Annotated in this window: 15 protein-coding genes; 4 read left to right on the forward strand and 11 right to left on the reverse strand. The window is 60.6% G+C overall.

The features are described from left to right. Nucleotides 1-4 precede the first annotated feature (4 nt). The 6 genes from ACY8D3_RS06520 to pdxR form a co-directional block, all read right to left on the reverse strand. The gene (locus ACY8D3_RS06520) at nt 5-1096 is read right to left on the reverse strand and encodes a polyamine ABC transporter substrate-binding protein (RefSeq protein WP_462382671.1); all 1092 of its coding nucleotides are present in this window, start codon (nt 1094-1096) and stop codon (nt 5-7) included. Nucleotides 1097-1154: 58 nt separating this feature from the next. Further along, on the reverse strand, nt 1155-1856 hold the full coding sequence (locus ACY8D3_RS06525) for a GntR family transcriptional regulator (RefSeq protein ID WP_462382673.1): 702 nt from the start codon (nt 1854-1856) through the stop codon (nt 1155-1157). A 188-nt stretch (nt 1857-2044) separates the two neighbouring features. Beyond that, nucleotides 2045-3016 carry a methyltransferase gene (locus tag ACY8D3_RS06530; RefSeq protein ID WP_462382675.1) on the reverse strand — a complete coding sequence of 324 codons (972 nt, stop codon included), beginning with the start codon at nt 3014-3016 and terminating at the stop codon, nt 2045-2047. Beyond that, nucleotides 3013-4419: an iron-containing redox enzyme family protein gene (locus ACY8D3_RS06535; RefSeq protein WP_462382677.1), complete on the reverse strand. Its 1407-nt coding sequence runs from the start codon at nt 4417-4419 to the stop codon at nt 3013-3015. The genes ACY8D3_RS06530 and ACY8D3_RS06535 overlap by 4 nt, the downstream gene beginning before the upstream one ends. A 143-nt stretch (nt 4420-4562) precedes the next feature. Next, nucleotides 4563-6923, reverse strand: coding sequence for a PAS domain S-box protein (locus ACY8D3_RS06540; RefSeq protein WP_462382679.1), 2361 nt, complete (start codon nt 6921-6923; stop codon nt 4563-4565). A 111-nt stretch (nt 6924-7034) separates the two neighbouring features. Next, nucleotides 7035-8450 carry a MocR-like pyridoxine biosynthesis transcription factor PdxR gene (gene pdxR, locus ACY8D3_RS06545; RefSeq protein WP_462382681.1) on the reverse strand — a complete coding sequence of 472 codons (1416 nt, stop codon included), beginning with the start codon at nt 8448-8450 and terminating at the stop codon, nt 7035-7037. Nucleotides 8451-8610: 160 nt separating this feature from the next. On the opposite strand from pdxR, the gene ACY8D3_RS06550 reads away from it, so the two are divergent. Both ACY8D3_RS06550 and ggt read left to right on the forward strand, forming a co-directional pair. Beyond that, nucleotides 8611-10209 (forward strand): catalase, encoded by a 1599-nt coding sequence (locus ACY8D3_RS06550; protein WP_462382683.1) that lies wholly within the window; start codon nt 8611-8613, stop codon nt 10207-10209. A 151-nt stretch (nt 10210-10360) separates the two neighbouring features. Then, on the forward strand, nt 10361-12034 hold the full coding sequence (gene ggt, locus ACY8D3_RS06555) for a gamma-glutamyltransferase (RefSeq protein WP_462382685.1): 1674 nt from the start codon (nt 10361-10363) through the stop codon (nt 12032-12034). A 133-nt stretch (nt 12035-12167) separates the two neighbouring features. Here the strand turns inward: ggt and ACY8D3_RS06560 are convergent, their stop codons facing one another. The 5 genes from ACY8D3_RS06560 to ACY8D3_RS06580 form a co-directional block, all read right to left on the reverse strand. After that, complete coding sequence (locus ACY8D3_RS06560) at nt 12168-12746, reverse strand: NADPH-dependent FMN reductase (RefSeq protein WP_462382687.1); 579 nt, start codon at nt 12744-12746, stop codon at nt 12168-12170. Nucleotides 12747-12838: 92 nt separating this feature from the next. Continuing rightward, nucleotides 12839-13108, reverse strand: coding sequence for a type B 50S ribosomal protein L31 (locus ACY8D3_RS06565; protein WP_462382689.1), 270 nt, complete (start codon nt 13106-13108; stop codon nt 12839-12841). Between the two features lie 186 nt (nt 13109-13294). Then, nucleotides 13295-14002 (reverse strand): anti-sigma factor, encoded by a 708-nt coding sequence (locus ACY8D3_RS06570; RefSeq protein WP_462382691.1) that lies wholly within the window; start codon nt 14000-14002, stop codon nt 13295-13297. Continuing rightward, entirely contained in the window at nt 13999-14529 is a 531-nt protein-coding gene (locus ACY8D3_RS06575; protein ID WP_462382693.1) for a sigma-70 family RNA polymerase sigma factor, read from the reverse strand. Before ACY8D3_RS06575 ends, ACY8D3_RS06570 begins: the two co-directional genes overlap by 4 nt. Nucleotides 14530-14623: 94 nt before the next feature. Continuing rightward, nucleotides 14624-15157, reverse strand: coding sequence for a DUF3455 domain-containing protein (locus ACY8D3_RS06580; RefSeq protein ID WP_462382695.1), 534 nt, complete (start codon nt 15155-15157; stop codon nt 14624-14626). A gap of 278 nt (nt 15158-15435) precedes the next feature. Between ACY8D3_RS06580 and pgm the strand changes: the two genes are divergently transcribed. After that, nucleotides 15436-17100, forward strand: coding sequence for a phosphoglucomutase (alpha-D-glucose-1,6-bisphosphate-dependent) (gene pgm, locus ACY8D3_RS06585; RefSeq protein ID WP_462382696.1), 1665 nt, complete (start codon nt 15436-15438; stop codon nt 17098-17100). 140 nt (nt 17101-17240) lie between these two features. Continuing rightward, nucleotides 17241-17900, forward strand: a complete 660-nt coding sequence (locus tag ACY8D3_RS06590; RefSeq protein WP_462382698.1) for a hypothetical protein — start codon at nt 17241-17243, stop codon at nt 17898-17900. Nucleotides 17901-17975 lie beyond the last annotated feature (75 nt).

The following is a 17975-nucleotide window of genomic DNA, read 5'->3' on the forward strand; positions in this document are numbered from 1 at the left end:
AGCCTCAGTTGCCGCTTTTGATACGGGTCCACTCGCGTGTGATGACGCGCTGGATCTTGGCCGGCAGATCGGCCGAGACGAACAGGTTGGTCAGTACGTCGTCGCTCGGGTAGATGCCCGGATTTTCACGCACGGACGCATCCATAAGCGCGGTGGCGTCCTTGTTGGGATTGGCATAGCCGACATAGTCGCTGATCCGAGCAACCACGTCAGGGCGCAGCAGATAGTCGATGAACGCATGCGCGCCGTCCGGGTTCGACGCATCGCGCGGGATGGCGAGCATATCGAACCAGAGGTTCGCCCCTTCCCGAGGTATGGAGTAACGGATATCAACTGCCTTGCCCGCATCGTTCGCCCGGCTTTGAGCCTGCATGATGTCGCCGGAGTAGCCGATCGCCACGCAGATATCACCATTGGCGAGATCCGAGGTATAGCGGGACGAGTGGAAGTAGGTGACGGAAGAACTCAGCGTTTGGAGAAGCGCCGACGCCTTTTCGTAATCCTGAGGGTTGGTGCTGTTCGGGTCCAGGCCGAGGTACTGAAGGGCTTGGGGAATGATCTTGACCGGAGCATCTAGAAAGGCAACGCCGCAGCCGTGCAGCTTGGCGAGATTTTCAGGCTTGAAGACCAGATCCCACGAGTCGACTGGAGCATTCTCGCCCAGCGCCGCTCGGACTTTTTCGACGTTGTAGCCGATACCAACGGTTCCCCACATGTAAGGCACTGCGTAACGGTTACCGGGATCAGCCGCCTCAAGGCGCTCCATGAGGCGGGCGTCGAGATGTTTCCAATGCGGAAGCTTCTCGCGCTGCAGCGGCTGATAGGTCCGGGCCTGGATCTGCTTCGTCAGGAACTGGCTGGACGGCACGACGACGTCATAGCCGGAGCGGCCCGAGAGGAGTTTGGCCTCGAGCATTTCATTGGTATCGAACACGTCATAAGCGACCTTCAAACCACTGGCCTTCTGAAAGTCAGCCAAGGTCGTGGGGCCGATGTAATCGGACCAGTTATATACGTGCACTACGCCTGTTTCGGCTTGAGCCATCGAGGTGAAGGCGACTCCAACAACGGCAAGGCTGGCAATGCGTGTGAACATGAGGTGAACCTTCCAAAGCGTGAGTGAGGGTGGAGCGGATACGCTGGCTAGTAGCCCTTCATTCGAAGGGACGGTGCTGCGCCAGAGGCTCGGTTCGAAGGTTCGCTTCGATGAATTTGAACAGCTCAGGGACGGTACCCCCGATGTGTTCCTGCAGTTCCGATTCGGCGGCAACGGGGTCGCCTGCACGTAAGGCGTCCAGGATCAGGCGGTGCTCATCGCGGGCTGAGCTGGGCGGGGCCGCACGCGTCAGCCAGAGCCGCATGTACGGTTCGATTAGTGCGTACAGGCCGCTGATCTGGCCTAGAAGCCGCGGACGGTTCGCCAGGCTGCATAGATACTCATGAAACGCGCGATGTTGGGTCACCCACTCCGCCGGGTTGCCCTGGGACTCATCCAGTTCGTCCAGCAAACGTTCGAGGCGGTTCAGGGCACGGGGCGTCATCTGAGGCGTGGCAAGACGGATTGCAAGCCCCTCCAGCGCGCTGCGCATCTCGAACACCTCCTGCATGTCAGCGAGATCGAGTCCCTTCACGATAGCGCCGCGATTGGGTCTCAACGTTACAAGACCTTCGGCGGCTAATCGCTGGAAGGCACTGCGCACGGGCATCCGGCTGACGCCGACGTGGCTGGCGATGTCATCAGCGATCAGGCGATCACCAGGCGCGTACTGGCCACTGCGCAGCGCGTCGAGCACGTAACGGTAGGCCTCGTCCTCGGCGGAAGATGGTTTGGTATCGTGATGAAATGCGCCTTGCATAGCTCACCTGGCTTTTTGTATCCAATTAGCCAGAAGCGAAGCATGATCGATGCCAGAGCGAGGCGCTGGCGGTTTTCGGGCCTTGAGCCCGCGCCGCCCATTCCGATCGGGTAGTGAGGTGACAAACTTGCACCATGCCAGCGCAACGTTTTGTAGCGCATGCACGGTGCAGATTTCAGCTGCGACTGCTATTGGAGGGCGCGCGTGACCGTCAACAGCACCACTGCGATGCGCTCGACATGGGCACTGGCGTAGGCCGGTTCCAGGAGGTCCTCACCGAACACGTCCGGATCGAGTTCGGCATAGGTGTAGGTTACAGACGCGGCTTGCAATACAGAGTCGAGGCCAGCACGGAAAGTATCCCGGCCGCCAACGATCGCCGTGCCGGTATAGAGGAGCAGGGTGCCTCCGGGGGCCAGACGCTCGATCGCCTCTTTTGCGATGCGAACGGAAAGGCTCGCACCTAGGTCATCCCCGCCATCGCGGTAGGCTCGATTGCCAACGTCGGCCATGTACGGTGGGTTTGCAGTGATCAGGTCGAACGTGCCCTCAAGTGCCTTCAGCACATCGCTTTCTTGACGATGCACCCGGGTGAGGCCCGCCACTTCGGCATTGGCGGCCATGAATAACAGGGCGTTCTGGCTCAGGTCCGTTCCCCATACTTCCGCATCTGGAAGCGCGCCTGCAAGCACGAACGCACCCGCGCCAGTGCCCGAGCAGATATCGACGACACGACGTGGTTTGGAGGTATCGATGCTGTCCAAATGGCGCTGTATCGCTGCAACGAACCGGTAGGTGTCGGGGCCAAAGAAGACAGCGTCCTTGGCATCGGTCGGAAAGCCCGAGTGCACCAGAAGGTTATCGCCGAGTGAGGAAAACCGGATACGTGATCGGTAGCGTCCATCTGCCTCGGTCGTAATGAAACCCAGCTCCCAGAGTGGATCAGATAACGACGCCGGTATCAGCGAGCTGTCAAATGGGCGATTCCAGCCGAAGGCGTCCCTGAGGTCGCGGGACAGATGGAAGTCTCTGTCGAGGTTGCGCTGGTGGGTCAGCGGGGTAGGGGTGACGAAATGGTAGCCCTGTTCTTTTAGATAGCGTCCAAGCGCTGCCAGGCTGGCGGAGGCATCGATTGGCGCGGTAGGCAATTGTGTCGTCAACGTACGCCCCCGCGTGCCGGTTCGCTGGCAAACGCCTTGGCGAAGGTGCGTGTCGCATGCAGCCCTACGGGCGAAGCGTGTAGATGGGGCGCAAGCAACGGTGCGAGTGCCTCAAGTGGCGAACCGTTCGATTCGCTCATGGCCTGCTGAATCAATGCGCCGTCTTCCGGGGTGATTGTCTCATCGCCACACAGGGACGACGCGAGTGGATGATGACGGAAATTCAGGCGGAACGGATTCGGCTTTCGGTCCGCGTCGGGCTGTCCAGCCGTAATCCAGTCTTCAAGAAGCTGCTTCTCATATTCACTGAACACACCAAACATCGCGGCGCCTTCACCTTCGATCAGGCGCCAGAAGCGGCTCTGGTCTGCCGCCTCGCCACGCTTGACCCAGCCCCGTCGCTCCAGCGTCTCTAGAAAGGCGGGCATCTGCCCGGGCTCGGACAGCCACTCGTTCACCGTGCGACCGTCGAGTTTGCAATAGTCGGAATGCATATGCTGGCCGAAGGTACGTTTACGTTCGAGCATGTCGACCACTTCCTGATGGAGGTCGAACGCAGCGATCACGGCGTTGCTGCCCTTACCCAGTTCGTTCAACTGGTAACCTGCACGAATACGTTCGAGGAATGCATCGCCGCCCAAGGCAGGTAGCAGATCTCGCACTGCCTTGACCGCTTTCTGGGCGTGACCGGTGCTGGCATTGTCGATCGTAACGTGCAGGGTGAAGTAGTAGGGATCAATACCGAGCTCGTTCAGTTCGAACGACGAGATCAGCAGGTGTAACGGAAGCTGTTCATAACCCAGATTGAACCCAATGACTTCGGCATTGAATTCGTCGCCCAGGTGAGCCAGGGCCAATTGAATGGCACCTTGTACGTAGTGCTCGTCGGTCAAGGTATCGGCCGGGTCACAGCCCAGGTCTGCAATCAGCTTCTGGTAGAGCACTACATGGTTCTGTGAAGGCTCACCATCGCCAAGCTCTTCGAGGTATGTGCGGATCAGTCCGTGGTACCGCCAGTCACTGGTACGCTTCAACGTGCTGTAAAGCCAAGCGCCATCGACGAGTTTCGTCGGTGCCACTGACCGAATGAAATACAGCGCGTGGGCACGGTTGCTAAAGAATCGTCGCGGCCCACCCGCGCGTCGCTCTTCCAGATAGCGTGCGTAGGCATCAGCCACCTGTGAGGCGTTAGCCGCTACCCAGTCATCGAGTTCTGCCGCAGTTTCAGGCATGCCACCTGGCAGCGTCCGGGCTGCGTCGAGTTGCTCGTTGAGGTAGATACGCGCGGCCTCCAGGCTGGCGGCGTCCGGTTCGCACATCAGCGCACGGTAGAGCGATTTGGCGCGATCTCCTTCCAAGTCGCTCTTGTGAAGAGATTCGGCTTTAGGGGGCATGGCAGTCATAGAGAACTCGTTGTTTTCTTCTATGACTCATCCGAGCGCAGCGGGTAGCAGGAAATTCCCTTGATCCGACGACGCGACTGCGAGGGCCAGGAAAAGTCACCGAGCCTGGGCCGCGCAAACCCGCTAATGATGGGCCCGACGGTCTACTGCTCAAGCAACGCGGTAACTTTTGCCGTGAGTGTGCCCAAGACGAACGGTTTTGTGAGGATATGCATACCCGTCGTCATCGAGGCCTGACCAAACAACGCTTGCTCCGCATAGCCGGTGATGAACAATACCGGCAGGTCCTTTCGAAGGCTTCGTCCAGCGTCAGCGAGCTGGCGACCGTTCAGGCCGCCCGGCAGCCCGACATCGGTGAGCAGCAGATCGATACGCATGTCACTTTGCAGCATCACGAGTGCCGCAGGACCATCGCCTGCCTGCAGGACCGTGTAGCCCTGGTCTTCCAAGGCTTCGGCCGCCATGATCCGGATGGACGCTTCATCATCCACGAGCAGCACCACGGCGCCGGCACGGGCCCCGATATCTTCTGGCTCTATCGCCGCTGCACTGGGAGCGAGTGGGGATTGAGTGTCGCGCGGCAGTAGCAGCGACACGGTCGTGCCGGCGCCCTCCACAGAGCGAATCCAGGCGCGACCACCCGATTGCCGTACGAAGCCATAGATCATTGACAGGCCCAGGCCAGTCCCCTGGCCAAGCGGTTTGGTCGTGAAAAACGGGTCGAATGCTTTCGCCTGAACCTCTGGTGGCATACCAACACCCGTATCGGCCACGCTCAGCACCACATAGTCGCCTGGCGCGACTCGATGCTGTCCGGCAGCCTCGCTGTTCAGTGTCTGGTTGGCGATCTGAATGACCATACGCCCGCCATTCGGCATAGCGTCCCGTGCATTGAGACACAGGTTCAGCAGCGCATTTTCAAGCTGAGACGGGTCAAGGCGGACCTGCCACGCTTCGTCCGGCACTACGTATTCCACTGAAATCGAGGGACCCACGGTGCGCTGGATGAGATCCAGCATGCTGCGGATCAGCGAACCGACTTCCAAATGCTTGGGCGCGAGCGTTTGCCGACGTGAGAAGGCAAGCAGCCGATGGGTGAGGGCGGCCGCCCGTTTGGCAGCGCCCTGGGCAGTATCGACGTAGCGATTCAGATCAGAGGTACGGCCCTGGGCCAGCCGCATTTTCATCAGGTCCAGGGCCCCAGAAATGCCCGCCAGAAGATTGTTGAAGTCGTGTGCGAGCCCGCCGGTAAGCTGGCCGACAGCTTCCATTTTCTGGGATTGCCGAAGCGCGTCTTCCGTTATCTTCAGCGCCTCCTGCTGCTCTTCGAACGCCGTGTCGTCGCGGCCGACCACGTACACGAGCCCTTCAGCCGTAACACATGTCCAGGACAAATAGGCCGTGCTTCCGTCCTGCGTGATGAGGCGGTTGGAGAACGTGCCACTCTGTTGCGAATCCGAGCATGCCCGGATGTGCCGCGTGAAGCTGCCGAGGTCGTCCGGATGTTCCAACCGTTCGACTCGAAGGCCTTCGATGTCGCCCGTATCCCTGCCCAGCAATGCACTCCAGGCGGGATTGATGCTGCGCAGCGTTCCGTCTGGAGAAACCACCGCAAGCAGATCTCGGCTCACTTGCCATGTCCGTTCACGCTCGGCGAGCTGTTCGTTCAATTGGGTGGCCAGTTCCCGATTCTGCTTGGCGAGCGAGGCGGCCGCCTTCTTTTGCTCACTGATATCGACGACAGAGCCGACGTAACCCATGAATTCGCCGTCTGGACTGAAGCGCGGGCTGGCAGCGTCAATGGCCCACCGATAATTGCCGTCCGCGTGCCGGAGGCGGTACTCGATGCTGAAGCCTTCGCGTCGGTCGTTGGCGCGCCGGAATATCGCTTCGGATCGCTCACGATCATCGGGGTGCGTAGCACTCAGCCATCCGAACCCCAGCGCGTCGTCCTCGGTTTGCCCGGTATAGCGGTACCAGGCCTTGTTCAGATAAATACACACCCCGCTGGGGTCGGTGACCCACATCATCACGGGTGCATGATCGGCCATATTCCTGAAGCGGCCTTCGCTTTCACGTAAAGCAGCTTCCATACCCTTGCGACCGGAAATATCGAAGCAGACCGCAATCGCAACGGGCTCATTCCCTTGAGTGATGGACGTACAGATGCGAATCCAGACGACACCGCCGTCGCCATGAAGCAGCCGTTGTTCGAGTTCGACGCTGCCGTGAGCGAGGAGGGCCGCCTGGACGCGCGCCGCATTGGCGGCCCAATCTTCCGGATGAGTGATGTGGCGGATATGCATGCCATGCAACGCGCCTGACGACCGACCGACCATCGTGGAAAACCGATCGTTGGTGTAGGTGATCAGCCCATCATTGCTGATCACGGCTATCCCTGCCGATGAGCGAGAAAGCGCTTCGACGAGGGCGTCCTGGCTGTTCGGCGTGGCGGATGCGCCGCGCGTGGGTTCAGCAGGCGTGAGCCATGAAAGTCGGGTCATCGATACGACTCGGAGTGGGGTGCGATCTTGGCGCCGCTCACGAAAAAGATTTCGGTCTGATGCCATCTTGACTGACTGAGTCGGAATAGCAAGGCCAGCAAGTCATGGCACTTAAAGGCCGAGAGCCCCGAAAGCGGCACGCAGTCGGCTTGCCAGGGCGCGAGCCTCCGAGCTGTCGCGGACATTGGTGAAGTTCATCATCAGACCTTGCTGGACGGATTGACCAAGGTGCCAGCGCGAAAGCGGCTGGATAGCCAGCCCGTGATGTAATGCGTAGTTAGCAATTGCCACGTCGTCGGAATGTCCGTCGAGTTTTGCCAATATATGCATGCCACCGGCGCTGAGCGGCAACTGCAGTCGATCGTTGAAAACCTCGCGCAGCGCTTCGACCAGAAGGTGTCGCCGTTGTGCGTACAGGTTGCGCATCTTTCGGATGTGGCGGCCGAAGTGGCCGGCTGACATGAAGTCCGCCGCGGTAGCCTGAAGCCAGTAGGGGCAATGATGCTGAAGATTATGGGCCATACGAGAAAATGAAGCGATCTGGTCAGGTGGAACGACCAGGTAAGCAAGGCGAAGGCCTGGCACGAGGACTTTGCTGAAGGTGCCCGTATAAAGGACGCGGCCGTTGGCGTCGAGGCTCTTCAAGGCTGGAAGCGGCCTGCCAACGTAGCGAAACTCGCTATCGTAGTCATCCTCGACGATCCACGCTTCGCTCGCGTCGGCCCAGGCCAGGAGGGCCTGGCGGCGGGACAGGCTTAGCGAGACGCCCATGGGGCTCTGATGGGAAGGTGTGACAACCGCAAATCGAGCGTCAGGCGCCTGCAGGATGCCTGCGGATATATCCATTCCATCATCATCCACTGGGACTGGCATCAGGTCGAAACCGGCATCCATCAGGTAATGGCGCGCGATGAAGTAGCCCGGCTCCTCGAACCATCCGCGGTCACCGGGACGCAGGAGCGTTCGTGTAACGAGTTCCAGGCAGGCCCGGTAGCCAGCGCAGATGAATACCTGGTCCGGATGGCAAGCGATTCCGCGCGCGATACCCAGATAGCTCGAAAGGGCCTGCCGCAACCCGGGATGACCCTGCGGATCAGGATAGGCCAGCGCCTCGGTCCCGCCGTGCCTCAATGAACGGCCTGCGAGGCGTGCCCAAAGCTTACGCGGGAAAGCATCCAGCGCTGGCAATCCCATTTGCAGCGGCAGGGGGGTGCCTCGACCGTCTGGCGTGTCGGGGTCGCAGGTCAGCCTGGCCGCTGTGGCCGCTGGTACCCGGACGCTGCGCAAGTCAGGCGACACGATGGTGCCTGCCGGACCGCGTGTCTGCAGGTAACCCTCTCCAATGAGCAGACTATAGGCAGCCTCCACCGTGCCGCGCGCCAGATTGAGTTCGGCAGCCAGCGCACGCACCGAAGGTACGCGATCACCGGGGCGCAGACGGCCCTGGACGATCGCGTCCCGATAGCGTCCGTAGATCTGACGATAGGTGGGCTCATCGACAATGTGGTGGTGGCTCGAGTTGTCCATGCGGTCCTGTCGTCTCCTTGTGCCCTTTATCGAAAGCTCCACAGGCGAAGCGGCCAGACCAAGGGGCTCGACTGACGAACGTCATCCGTCAGCAAAAGGGAAAGTCTTCATAAACATGGCGGTCAGGATGGAAGTAACCGGCTTAACCTGGGAGATCCAAATGAGCGAGTCCAAAAGCACCCTGACCACCCGACAGGGCCACCCCGTCCGCGATAACCAAAGCCTGCGGAGTGTAGGTGAACGCGGCCCGGCTACCCTGGAAAATTATCAGTTCATCGAGAAGATCACCCACTTCGACCGCGAACGAATTCCAGAACGTGTCGTCCATGCGCGGGGGACAGCGGCTCATGGCTGGTTCGAGCCCTATGGGAAGATCGGCGACGAGCCTGCCAGCAAATATACCTGCGCCAAGGTGCTTACCAAGACGGGTGTGCGGACTCCCGTGTTCCTGCGTTTCTCGACCGTCATTGGCGCGAAGGAATCCCCCGAGACCGCGCGTGACCCTCGCGGCTTCGCGATCAAGTTCTACACCGAGGATGGCAACTGGGATCTTGTGGGCAACAACCTCAAGGTGTTCTTCATTCGGGATGCCATAAAGTTCCCCGACATGATCCATGCGTTCAAGCCGGACCCGATCACGAACCGTCAGGAGCCATGGCGCTTTTACGATTTCGTCCAGCATCACCCCGAAGCACTGCACATGGTTACGTGGGTCAAGAGCCCCTGGGGCATCCCGGCGAACTACCGGCATATGCAGGGTTCGAGTGTGAACACGTACAAGTTGGTCAACGATCAGGGCGTGGCGGTGTTGTGCAAGTTCTCCTTCGAGCCCAAGCAAGGGGTGAAGAACCTGACGTCTTCGGAAGCCGCCGAAATCCAGAAGAATGACGTGGGCCATGCGACGCGTGACCTGTATGACGCGATCGATCGGGGCGAGTATCCCGAATGGGAAATGTGCGTGCAGATCATGTCGGACGAGGCGCATGAAGAGCTTTCCTTCGATCCGCTCGACGATACCAAGCGCTGGCCGGAGGACCAGTTCCCTTTGCTGCCGGTAGGTCGCCTGGTGCTTGATCGTAACCCATCGAACGTCTTTGCCGAGACTGAGCAATCCGCGTTCGGTACCGGTGTGCTCGTCGAAGGGATCGACTTCTCCGATGACAAGATGCTGCAGGGCCGGACGCTATCCTACTCCGATACCCAGCGCTATCGTGTTGGTGCGAATTACCTGCAGCTACCGATCAACGCGCCCAAGACCGCATTCGCAACCAACCAGCGTGACGGGCAGATGGCCTACAACGTCGATCCGGGTGGTAGCAACCCGCACGTGAATTACGAGCCGAGCTCCCAGGGCGGTGTGCGTGAGGCTGAACGGCCATCGCACGAGTACCGCCAGTGGGTCGAAGGGCATGTAGGACGCTATCAGACGCGCAAGACCGCGGCCGATTACCAGCAGGCGGGTGATCGTTATCGCACCTTTGAGGATTGGGAACGCGAGGATCTGATAGCAAACCTCGTCGATGACATGAAGCAGTGCCCCGAAGACATCGCGTTGCGTATGGTCTGGCACTTCTGGCATTGCGATCCCGATTACGGCACGCGAGTAGCCCAAGGTGCCGGCATCGACCTGGAGAAGGCCAAGGCCTTGCCGAATCTAGAAGGCCGCCCCGGACCGAACGAGGATGCGCCGCATCCTGCCTATGCCGGTGGCGAGCCGGAAGGCAGCAGCAAGGAGAGCCCGACTCAGCCGGTGAAATAATCGTTAAGGCAATCTGCTCGGCATAAGCGGCGGCACCTCGGGTGCCGCCGTTTTCGTTTTTGCGCCCTTAGCCGTGCAGCAAATAGGCATCTATCGTGTCTATCGATCACGGCTTCTCACGGCCGGACGACAATAAAAAGGAATCGATACGATGCGCGCGTTTTCTCTTTCCAGACTCACCCTCGGTATTGCCATTGCAGCAGCATGCCCTCTGGTGCTCGCAGCTGAACTCGAAGGCGGTGCCGTAGCCGCGCCAGACGAGTACAGCGCCAGGGTCGCGGAGCGAATCCTCAAGGCGGGTGGGAATGCGGTCGACGCGGCAGTGGCGACCGCATTCACCTTGGCAGTCACGTATCCCGAGGCCGGCAATATCGGAGGTGGCGGATTCATGACAATCTTCGTCGACGGAAAGGCGTATTTCCTCGACTACCGCGAGACGGCGCCGAAAGCTGCAACCAAGACCATGTACCTCGACGAGAAGGGTGAAGTCGTCGAGAACCTCAGCCTGGTCGGCGCGAAGGCAGCCGGCGTTCCCGGCACGGTGCTCGGGATGTGGGAGGCGCACAAGCGTTTTGGCAAGTTGCCCTGGAGCGAATTGATCACACCTGCCGTGGCATATGCACGTGACGGCTTCAAGGTGGCCGAACAGCAGTATCAGTATCGCGAAGACGCCATAGGGCTGTTCAACGGGACGACCAACTTCGAAGACTACTTCGGCGCCATGCGACCAGGGACCACCTTCAAGCAACCGGAGCTGGCTCAGACGCTGGAGCGAATAGCCGATAAGGGCCCCGACGAATTCTACCGTGGCAGAACGGCAGAGCTTCTCATGGCCCAGATGAAGCAGGATGGCGGACTCATTACGGCGGAAGACCTAGATGACTACGCGGTGAAGTGGCGCGAGCCAATGCGCGTCGATTGGCGTGGCAACAGCCTCTATACCGCGCCATTGCCCAGCTCGGGTGGTATTGCGCTTGCCCAGTTGATCGGCATCAAGGAACAGCGCGCCGCTGACTTCAAGGATGTGCCGCTCAACTCCGCACGCTACATCCACCTGCTGGCCGAAATCGAGAAGCGTGTGTTCGCCGACCGTGGTGACTATCTGGGTGACCCCGACTTCTCGGATGTCCCGGTCGACAAGCTGGTATCAGCGGACTACCTGAAGAAGCGCGCGGACGAGATTAATCCCACTGCGATTTCGCCGACCGAGAAGGTGCGCCCCGGCCTTGAACCACACCAGACGACGCACTTCTCGATCGTCGATGCAGACGGCAATGCAGTCAGCAACACCTACACGCTCAACTGGGACTTTGGCAGCGGCGTGGTGGTGAAGGGCGCCGGCTTCCTGCTCAACGATGAGATGGACGATTTCAGCGCCAAGCCGGGCGTTGCCAATGCCTTCGGCGTCATCGGCAGTGATGCGAACGCGATCGAGCCGGGCAAGCGCATGCTGTCTTCGATGAGCCCGAGCATCGTTACGCGCGACGGTAAGGTCAGCCTTGTCCTGGGCACGCCCGGCGGCTCGCGGATATTTACCTCTATCTTCCAGGTGCTCAACAACGTCTATGACTTCGGGATGCCGCTCAAGGACGCCGTATCGGCACAGCGTGTACACCATCAGCTCTTGCCGAAGGACACGATTTACTACGATGCCTATGCACCGTTGACCGGAGAGGCCGCCGAAGCGTTAGAGGCGATGGGCTACACACTTGAAGACCAGGGCTGGTCAATGGGCGATATTCAGGCGATACGCGTTGTTAACGGGTCGCTCGAGACGGCGTCGGACCCCCGCGGTCGTGGCATGGGCTTGGTCGTCAAACCGTAGGAGCGGATTCACGTTTCGATGGCACTGCCCAAGCAGGCTTGCGTGCGTGTCGCCCGCGAGCCTGCTTGGCAGCAATGAAAACGGGCCGTGCGATGCGCCTCATCGGCCCAAATAGCCGTTTGCGATGCCGGTATCAGGTTTCCTGACGAATGACGGCGGCGTTGTGTTCGATGTTACGCAGCAGGTCATCGACGCCAGCCTTGAGGTAGCTGAGTGTGGTGTCGTCGGTCAGCGCGTTGTCCTGAACCTTCTCGTGTGCAGCGGCAATGACGGTCTGCGGACGCAGAACGAGCTGCGCGGCGATCGCCGTGAGCGTTTCGTTAAGCTGAGCCTGTGCGCGGGCGCCACCGGTAAAGGCTGGCGAAGAGCTGAACGTCAGCACTGGCTTGGCGGTGAGGCAGGATTTGCCATACGGGCGCGACGCCCAGTCGAGTGCATTCTTCAGTACCCCAGGAATGCCGTAGTTGTACTCAGGCGTGCCAATGATGACGCCATCCGCTTCCGCGATGGCCTGGCGCAAGGCGGCCACGCCTGCTGGGGCGGGATCGGTATCGATGTCGCCGTCATACAGCGGAACCTCATTGAGGGGGAAGACAACGAGATCGGCGCGATCGGCAATCGAGGCAGCGAGGGTCCTGAGAATGGCCGTATTGAACGAGCCTTTGCGCAGGCTGCCGGAGAGGCCAATAAGGCGGGGTTTCGTTGCGGACATGTAGGCACCTTCGTTGTGGCGAGTGGAGCGCTACTGTATCGGATTTTGGCCAGGAAGCGCTGGCCCTGCATGAGCCAGCGCAGCGCCAGGCATTATTCCTGGCTGGTCTTGCTTCCGGCGAAGCCGGCGAAACGCTTGTTGAAGCCGGCAATGCGGCCTTCCATCTTGGTCTGGCGCTGCTGGCCGGTGTAGACCGGGTGAGACGCACTCGAGACATCGAGAACGACATAAGGGTAGGTCTGGCCGTCGGTGTGGGTGTGCGTACGATCAGTCTGAACGGTCGAGCCGATCACAAAGTACGCATCGCCAGTGGTGTCGTGGAAAAGGACAGGGCGGTATTCGGGATGGATGCCGGGTTTCATGGCGAACTCCTGGACAAATGGGCAATGGGATTTGTAGTTATGTTATAACAACTGTTGCTTGGTCGCCAGTGCTGACGAGCAATGACGGGGTGCGAATTGGAGTTCGGCAAGACCCAGGCGTAGACGTTCCTCTCGGATGACCGATAGGTATGCGGAAACTCGACGTTCGGTGCCGGCTAGCTGGCGTCAAATCACCTTGACAGCGCGGCCGATGAATTGGATGGGGCCGGTGGGCTTGCCGGTCGGCGATCCTTCCTTGCCCTCCAAGGTCAACTCGAAGAGCTGGTTCTGCTCGAGGGGTGGGAGCTTGTCGAGGGAGATGCGAAGCGTCCCGCCGGGCTCGACGAGCCCAAGCGACACCGGGCCTTGCCAGTCATCGGCCTTCGTCCAGAACTCCAGTGCCTTGTCAGCGGGCACGGTGACCGCGCCAAGCGGGATCAATTGGACCTCCCGCGGAGAGCTGGCTTGCACGACCCAGCCAGGCGCCCGGTCCTGCGGCGCAACGAGGACGACCATGTATTCGGGCTTCGCGGGTGGCTGTACGGCCAGCAGTGTCGCCAGGATCACGCTGGCGGCAAGACCGGTAGCGGCCAGGCCGCGCCATAAGGGAAGCCGGTTCCACCAGCGGACCTGCAGCGATGCAGAGTTGCCGTTTGCCGAATCCTCCAGGCTGCGCTCGATGCGCATCCAGAGCAGGTCGCTGGGCTGAGTGGGCGCGGTGCGGTCGTTCAAGGGGCGCAGCCGGACTTCCCAGCGCTCGACCGCGTCGCGCAGACCTGGCTCATGGGGCAGGCGTCGCTCGACGTCCGCGCGTGCGTCTGCGTCCAGCGTTCCAAGTACATACTCGCCGGCTAGTAGATCGGGGGCATCCGGGTCATGGTCTGGCTGATTCATCCCATGCACTCCCGCAAGGCTTTGAGACTTCGTGTGATCCAGGCTTTGACGGTCCCGAGGGGCGCATCAAGGCGTTTCGCAATTTCGGTTTGCGAGTAACCGTCCACGTATGCATGAAGAATGCAGGCGCGACGTTGCGGTTCCAACTTGGCAAGACAGCGTTCTAGCCTTGAAGCGTCGCCCTGCCAATCCGGAGACTGTTCTGCCAGTGCGGAATCGTCATCCCATTCCGGCAGTGGCACATCGCGGTTACGGCGGCGCAGCGTATCCAGCGCGAGATGGCGAGCAATGCTGAACATCCATCCGCGTGCGTCGCCACGGCTTGCATCGAAACTGCCAGCACCCTTCCAGATGCGAATGAAGGCGTCGTGAACGATATCCTCTGCCATTGCCCGGTCCCGGACCAGTCGGTAGACCATCCCGAGCAGGCGTGGCGCCTCGGCTTCATAGAGGCGGCGCAGGGCAGGGCGCTCCCCACGTGCACAGGCGTGTAGGTCGAGGAGCGGGTCGTAAGGCTGGTCGGGCACGGCGTCCTGCTGTGTAAGGCCGAAGTAAAGTGAAGTGAGCGTAGCCGATCCAAGGCGAGGCGTCGCTAGCGACGCTTCGCTTGGGGTCGATGGGTCAGGCCTTTTTCCAGAACAGGTAGTCGGCCTGGTAGGGCACGGTCACGCGCTCGCCCTTGTTGCCACTCATGCAGCCCTTGGTAGGCGCAACGCCACCCTTGAGCGCAACACGTTGAATGTAGCGCGTGCCTTCGAGCATGCCCTTGCCTTCGGCAGGGCTTGCTTCGACCAGTTGGTAGGGCAGATTGCCGTCGCCGGCAGGTGCGACTGCCAGTTGCTTGCCCGTGACTTTCGAGCCATCCGAAAGTGCCCACGACGCAGGCGGGCCCCAATACTCGCCTACCTGCTTGCCATCGCGATCATTGAGCGCCGCTTTCGGACCCACGAAAACCCACTCCATCTGCTCGGACGTGTCGGCCTTCGCACGGCACTCATAAGTGATTTCGCCGACGCCGACTGTTTCAAGCGCAACGGTGTGCCCATCGGGTACGCGAATGTTTTCGGGGATGTCGGCGCTGGCAAACAATGGAGTCGCAAGGCCCAGTGCTATCGTGCAGGTCAATGTCAGGTTCCGTGGAGTGCTCTTGTTCATGCAGGTATCTCCTGATCGGTAGGGATGGCCGGATGGTCGGCTCATGGGTACTACCTTTCAGGTGAGCGATCGGATGCACATGCGAAAAATTTTTTTTTGAGCGCATGTGGCGGCTGCGTTCGTGGCTGGATGCATTTCGATGGACCCTCGTGCGTTCGGTGCGGTCCAAGCGCACATTGCGCGGCGCCGACAGGGTCGCTGCACATCTTCGGACTGCCTCTGTAACAGCCGCCATGGTTTACTTGAGGCATTGATCTCTACCCGCAAAGGATCCACCCATGAGCATTGCCCCCAACGCAGGACGCCTCCCAGACGAACACACGCTAGTCAACTTGCCGCGGCTCGTGTCGCGCTATTACAGCGACCGCCCCGATCCTGAGGATCCGGCGCAGCAGGTTTCGTTCGGCACATCCGGGCACCGCGGGTCTTCGCTCAAGGGCAGTTTCAACGAATGGCATATCCTCGCCACTACGCAGGCGATTTGTGATTACCGTCGGGAACAGGGCGTTGACGGCCCGCTGTTCATGGGTATGGATACGCACGCGCTGTCCGAGCCCGCCTTCGTGTCAGCGCTTGAAGTGCTAGCCGCCAATGGCGTAGAGGCGCGCATCGATGCCGGCTGCAGCGAAACCAATGGCGATCCCGGCTATACACCCACGCCCGCCATCTCCAATGCCATTCTGGAATACAACCACGGCCGCGATCGCGGTCTGGCAGACGGTATCGTCATTACGCCATCCCACAACCCGCCCGCTGACGGTGGTTTCAAATACAACCCCACCAATGGCGGGCCGGCGGATACGAACGTCACCAAGTGGATCCAGGAACGCGCCAATGCACTTCTCGCGGCAGGCCTGGATGGCGTCAAGCGAATGGATTATTCCAACGCGCTGAAGGCTCCGACGACGCAGCGCTTCGACTTCATCGACAGCTATGTGGGTGGCCTGAGTCAGGTCATCGATCTGGATGCCATTGCCGGCAGTGGCCTGAAGTTCGGCGTCGATCCCCTTGGCGGGGCGGGCGTTCATTACTGGACTCGAATCGCCGAACGCTACGGCTTGCCGTTGGAGGTGCTGTCCACCCGCATTGACCAGACCTTCCGCTTCATGCGGCTGGATTGGGACGGCAAGATCCGCATGGACTGTAGCTCGCCGCATGCGATGGCCGGCCTGATCGAGAACAAGGACCGCTTCGACGTTTCCTTCGCCTGCGACACCGACCATGACCGGCACGGCATCGTTGCCCGCTCGGTGGGGCTGCTCAATCCCAACCACTACCTTGCTGTGGCCATCGAATATCTCTTCACCCATCGTCCGGAGTGGAACGCAGAGGCTGCTATCGGCAAAACGCTGGTGTCGTCCTCCATGATCGATCGCGTGGCCCAGGGTATCGGCCGTCGCGTCGTCGAAGTACCAGTGGGCTTCAAATGGTTCGTCGATGGGCTGATGGATGGCAGTCTCGGCTTCGGTGGCGAAGAATCGGCCGGTGCATCGTTCCTGCGCAAGCAAGGCGGCGCCTGGTCTACGGACAAGGATGGCCTGATTCTTGGGCTTCTCGCTGCAGAAATCACGGCCGTTACGGGCAAGGATCCGGGCGAACGCTATCAGGCACTCACCGAGCGGTTCGGTGCACCGGTTTACCAGCGCATCGACGCCGCGGCGGACCGCGAGCAGAAGGCGCGCCTTGGCAAGCTGTCGGCTTCGCAAGTGACGGCCTCGGAACTGGCCGGGCAGCCGATTACCCAAATCCTGACCGAAGCGCCGGGCAACGGTGCGGCGATCGGCGGCCTGAAAGTCGTTACGGATAATGGCTGGTTCGCGGCGCGTCCTTCCGGTACCGAAGACGTCTACAAGATCTATGCGGAAAGCTTCGAAGGCGAGGCGCATCTCAAGCGCATTCAGGACGAAGCCAAGGCGCTCGTTGATAGCGTGCTGAAGGGCTGATCGCCTCTGCGCACAGGTCGAAAGGTCTGTGCGCGCCAACAGGCAGCGTCCACCCAATGTGTGTCCGACTGCCGCAGGCAGCAGTAGCGCAGGGCGTTATGCGGTAGCCTTGCACTCTGTTTTCATGCGGAGGTGAGGTCTTGAGTCACAAGAGCAAGATGATCATGTGGGCGAGCATCTGCGGCCTGTTGCTGCTGACTCTCGTCGGACTGCGTTTCTTTACCGTCTGGGCCACCACGTTGCCGCTGGATGTGCCGATCCGGCTCGACCAGCATGAGGTGGTCGACCGACCGATCACCGTACGTACCCCGGAGTTCGACGTGCTCGCAGTCGTATTTTCGACGTCGGAGCATCCGTTGTTCACGGTCCGCAAGCTTTCTGGCGGGCCGATCTGGGAGAACGAGAAGTGGGTGGAATACCCGCCCTTGCCAATGACGCTCGGATACCGGGTAACGACGCCTGAGGGCGAGCTGGTCACCGAAGGGCAGGGGACGATCAATAAGGAGTTGACCAGCTATGGAAGTGACGAGATCACGCGCGCCGTAGCATCTGTTCCCCTCGAACCGGGTGATTACCGCTTGCGCCTCGAAGTGCTCACCCCCGACGCCCGTTTTGCCGAAAACGCGACGCGTGCCGTGTTCGTCGCCGAAGGCAAGGGCCGCACATGGCAATCCAGTGTGGCTTACTGGGGCGCGCTGTTTTCTGGGCTGGTCCTCATTCCGCTGGCTTTCATTTGCCTATTGATCACACTATTTCATTTCAGCCGCTGGCGTTATGGGCCCTCACGCCCTGACCGGTAAGCTGAACGTGCGCCCCCAGTGGGCGCCGTTCGCGTTCGTCGCTTTTCCGCAGGTACTATCATGCACCGCCCCGGC

The sequence above is a fragment of the Pseudomonas sp. Marseille-QA0892 genome, from assembly GCF_054950135.1.

What these genes read in the sequence shown, in the direction of transcription:
- ACY8D3_RS06520 (WP_462382671.1), bottom strand. Translation starts at nt 1,096, where the DNA reads ATGTTCACACGCATTGCCAGCCTTGCCGTTGTTGGAGTCGCCTTCACC.
- ACY8D3_RS06525 (WP_462382673.1), bottom strand. Translation starts at nt 1,856, where the DNA reads ATGCAAGGCGCATTTCATCACGATACCAAACCATCTTCCGCCGAGGAC.
- ACY8D3_RS06535 (WP_462382677.1), bottom strand. Translation starts at nt 4,419, where the DNA reads ATGACTGCCATGCCCCCTAAAGCCGAATCTCTTCACAAGAGCGACTTG.
- ACY8D3_RS06540 (WP_462382679.1), bottom strand. Translation starts at nt 6,923, where the DNA reads ATGACCCGACTTTCATGGCTCACGCCTGCTGAACCCACGCGCGGCGCA.
- pdxR (WP_462382681.1), bottom strand. Translation starts at nt 8,450, where the DNA reads ATGGACAACTCGAGCCACCACCACATTGTCGATGAGCCCACCTATCGT.
- ACY8D3_RS06550 (WP_462382683.1), top strand. Translation starts at nt 8,611, where the DNA reads ATGAGCGAGTCCAAAAGCACCCTGACCACCCGACAGGGCCACCCCGTC.
- ggt (WP_462382685.1), top strand. Translation starts at nt 10,361, where the DNA reads ATGCGCGCGTTTTCTCTTTCCAGACTCACCCTCGGTATTGCCATTGCA.
- ACY8D3_RS06560 (WP_462382687.1), bottom strand. Translation starts at nt 12,746, where the DNA reads ATGTCCGCAACGAAACCCCGCCTTATTGGCCTCTCCGGCAGCCTGCGC.
- ACY8D3_RS06565 (WP_462382689.1), bottom strand. Translation starts at nt 13,108, where the DNA reads ATGAAACCCGGCATCCATCCCGAATACCGCCCTGTCCTTTTCCACGAC.
- ACY8D3_RS06570 (WP_462382691.1), bottom strand. Translation starts at nt 14,002, where the DNA reads ATGAATCAGCCAGACCATGACCCGGATGCCCCCGATCTACTAGCCGGC.
- ACY8D3_RS06580 (WP_462382695.1), bottom strand. Translation starts at nt 15,157, where the DNA reads ATGAACAAGAGCACTCCACGGAACCTGACATTGACCTGCACGATAGCA.
- pgm (WP_462382696.1), top strand. Translation starts at nt 15,436, where the DNA reads ATGAGCATTGCCCCCAACGCAGGACGCCTCCCAGACGAACACACGCTA.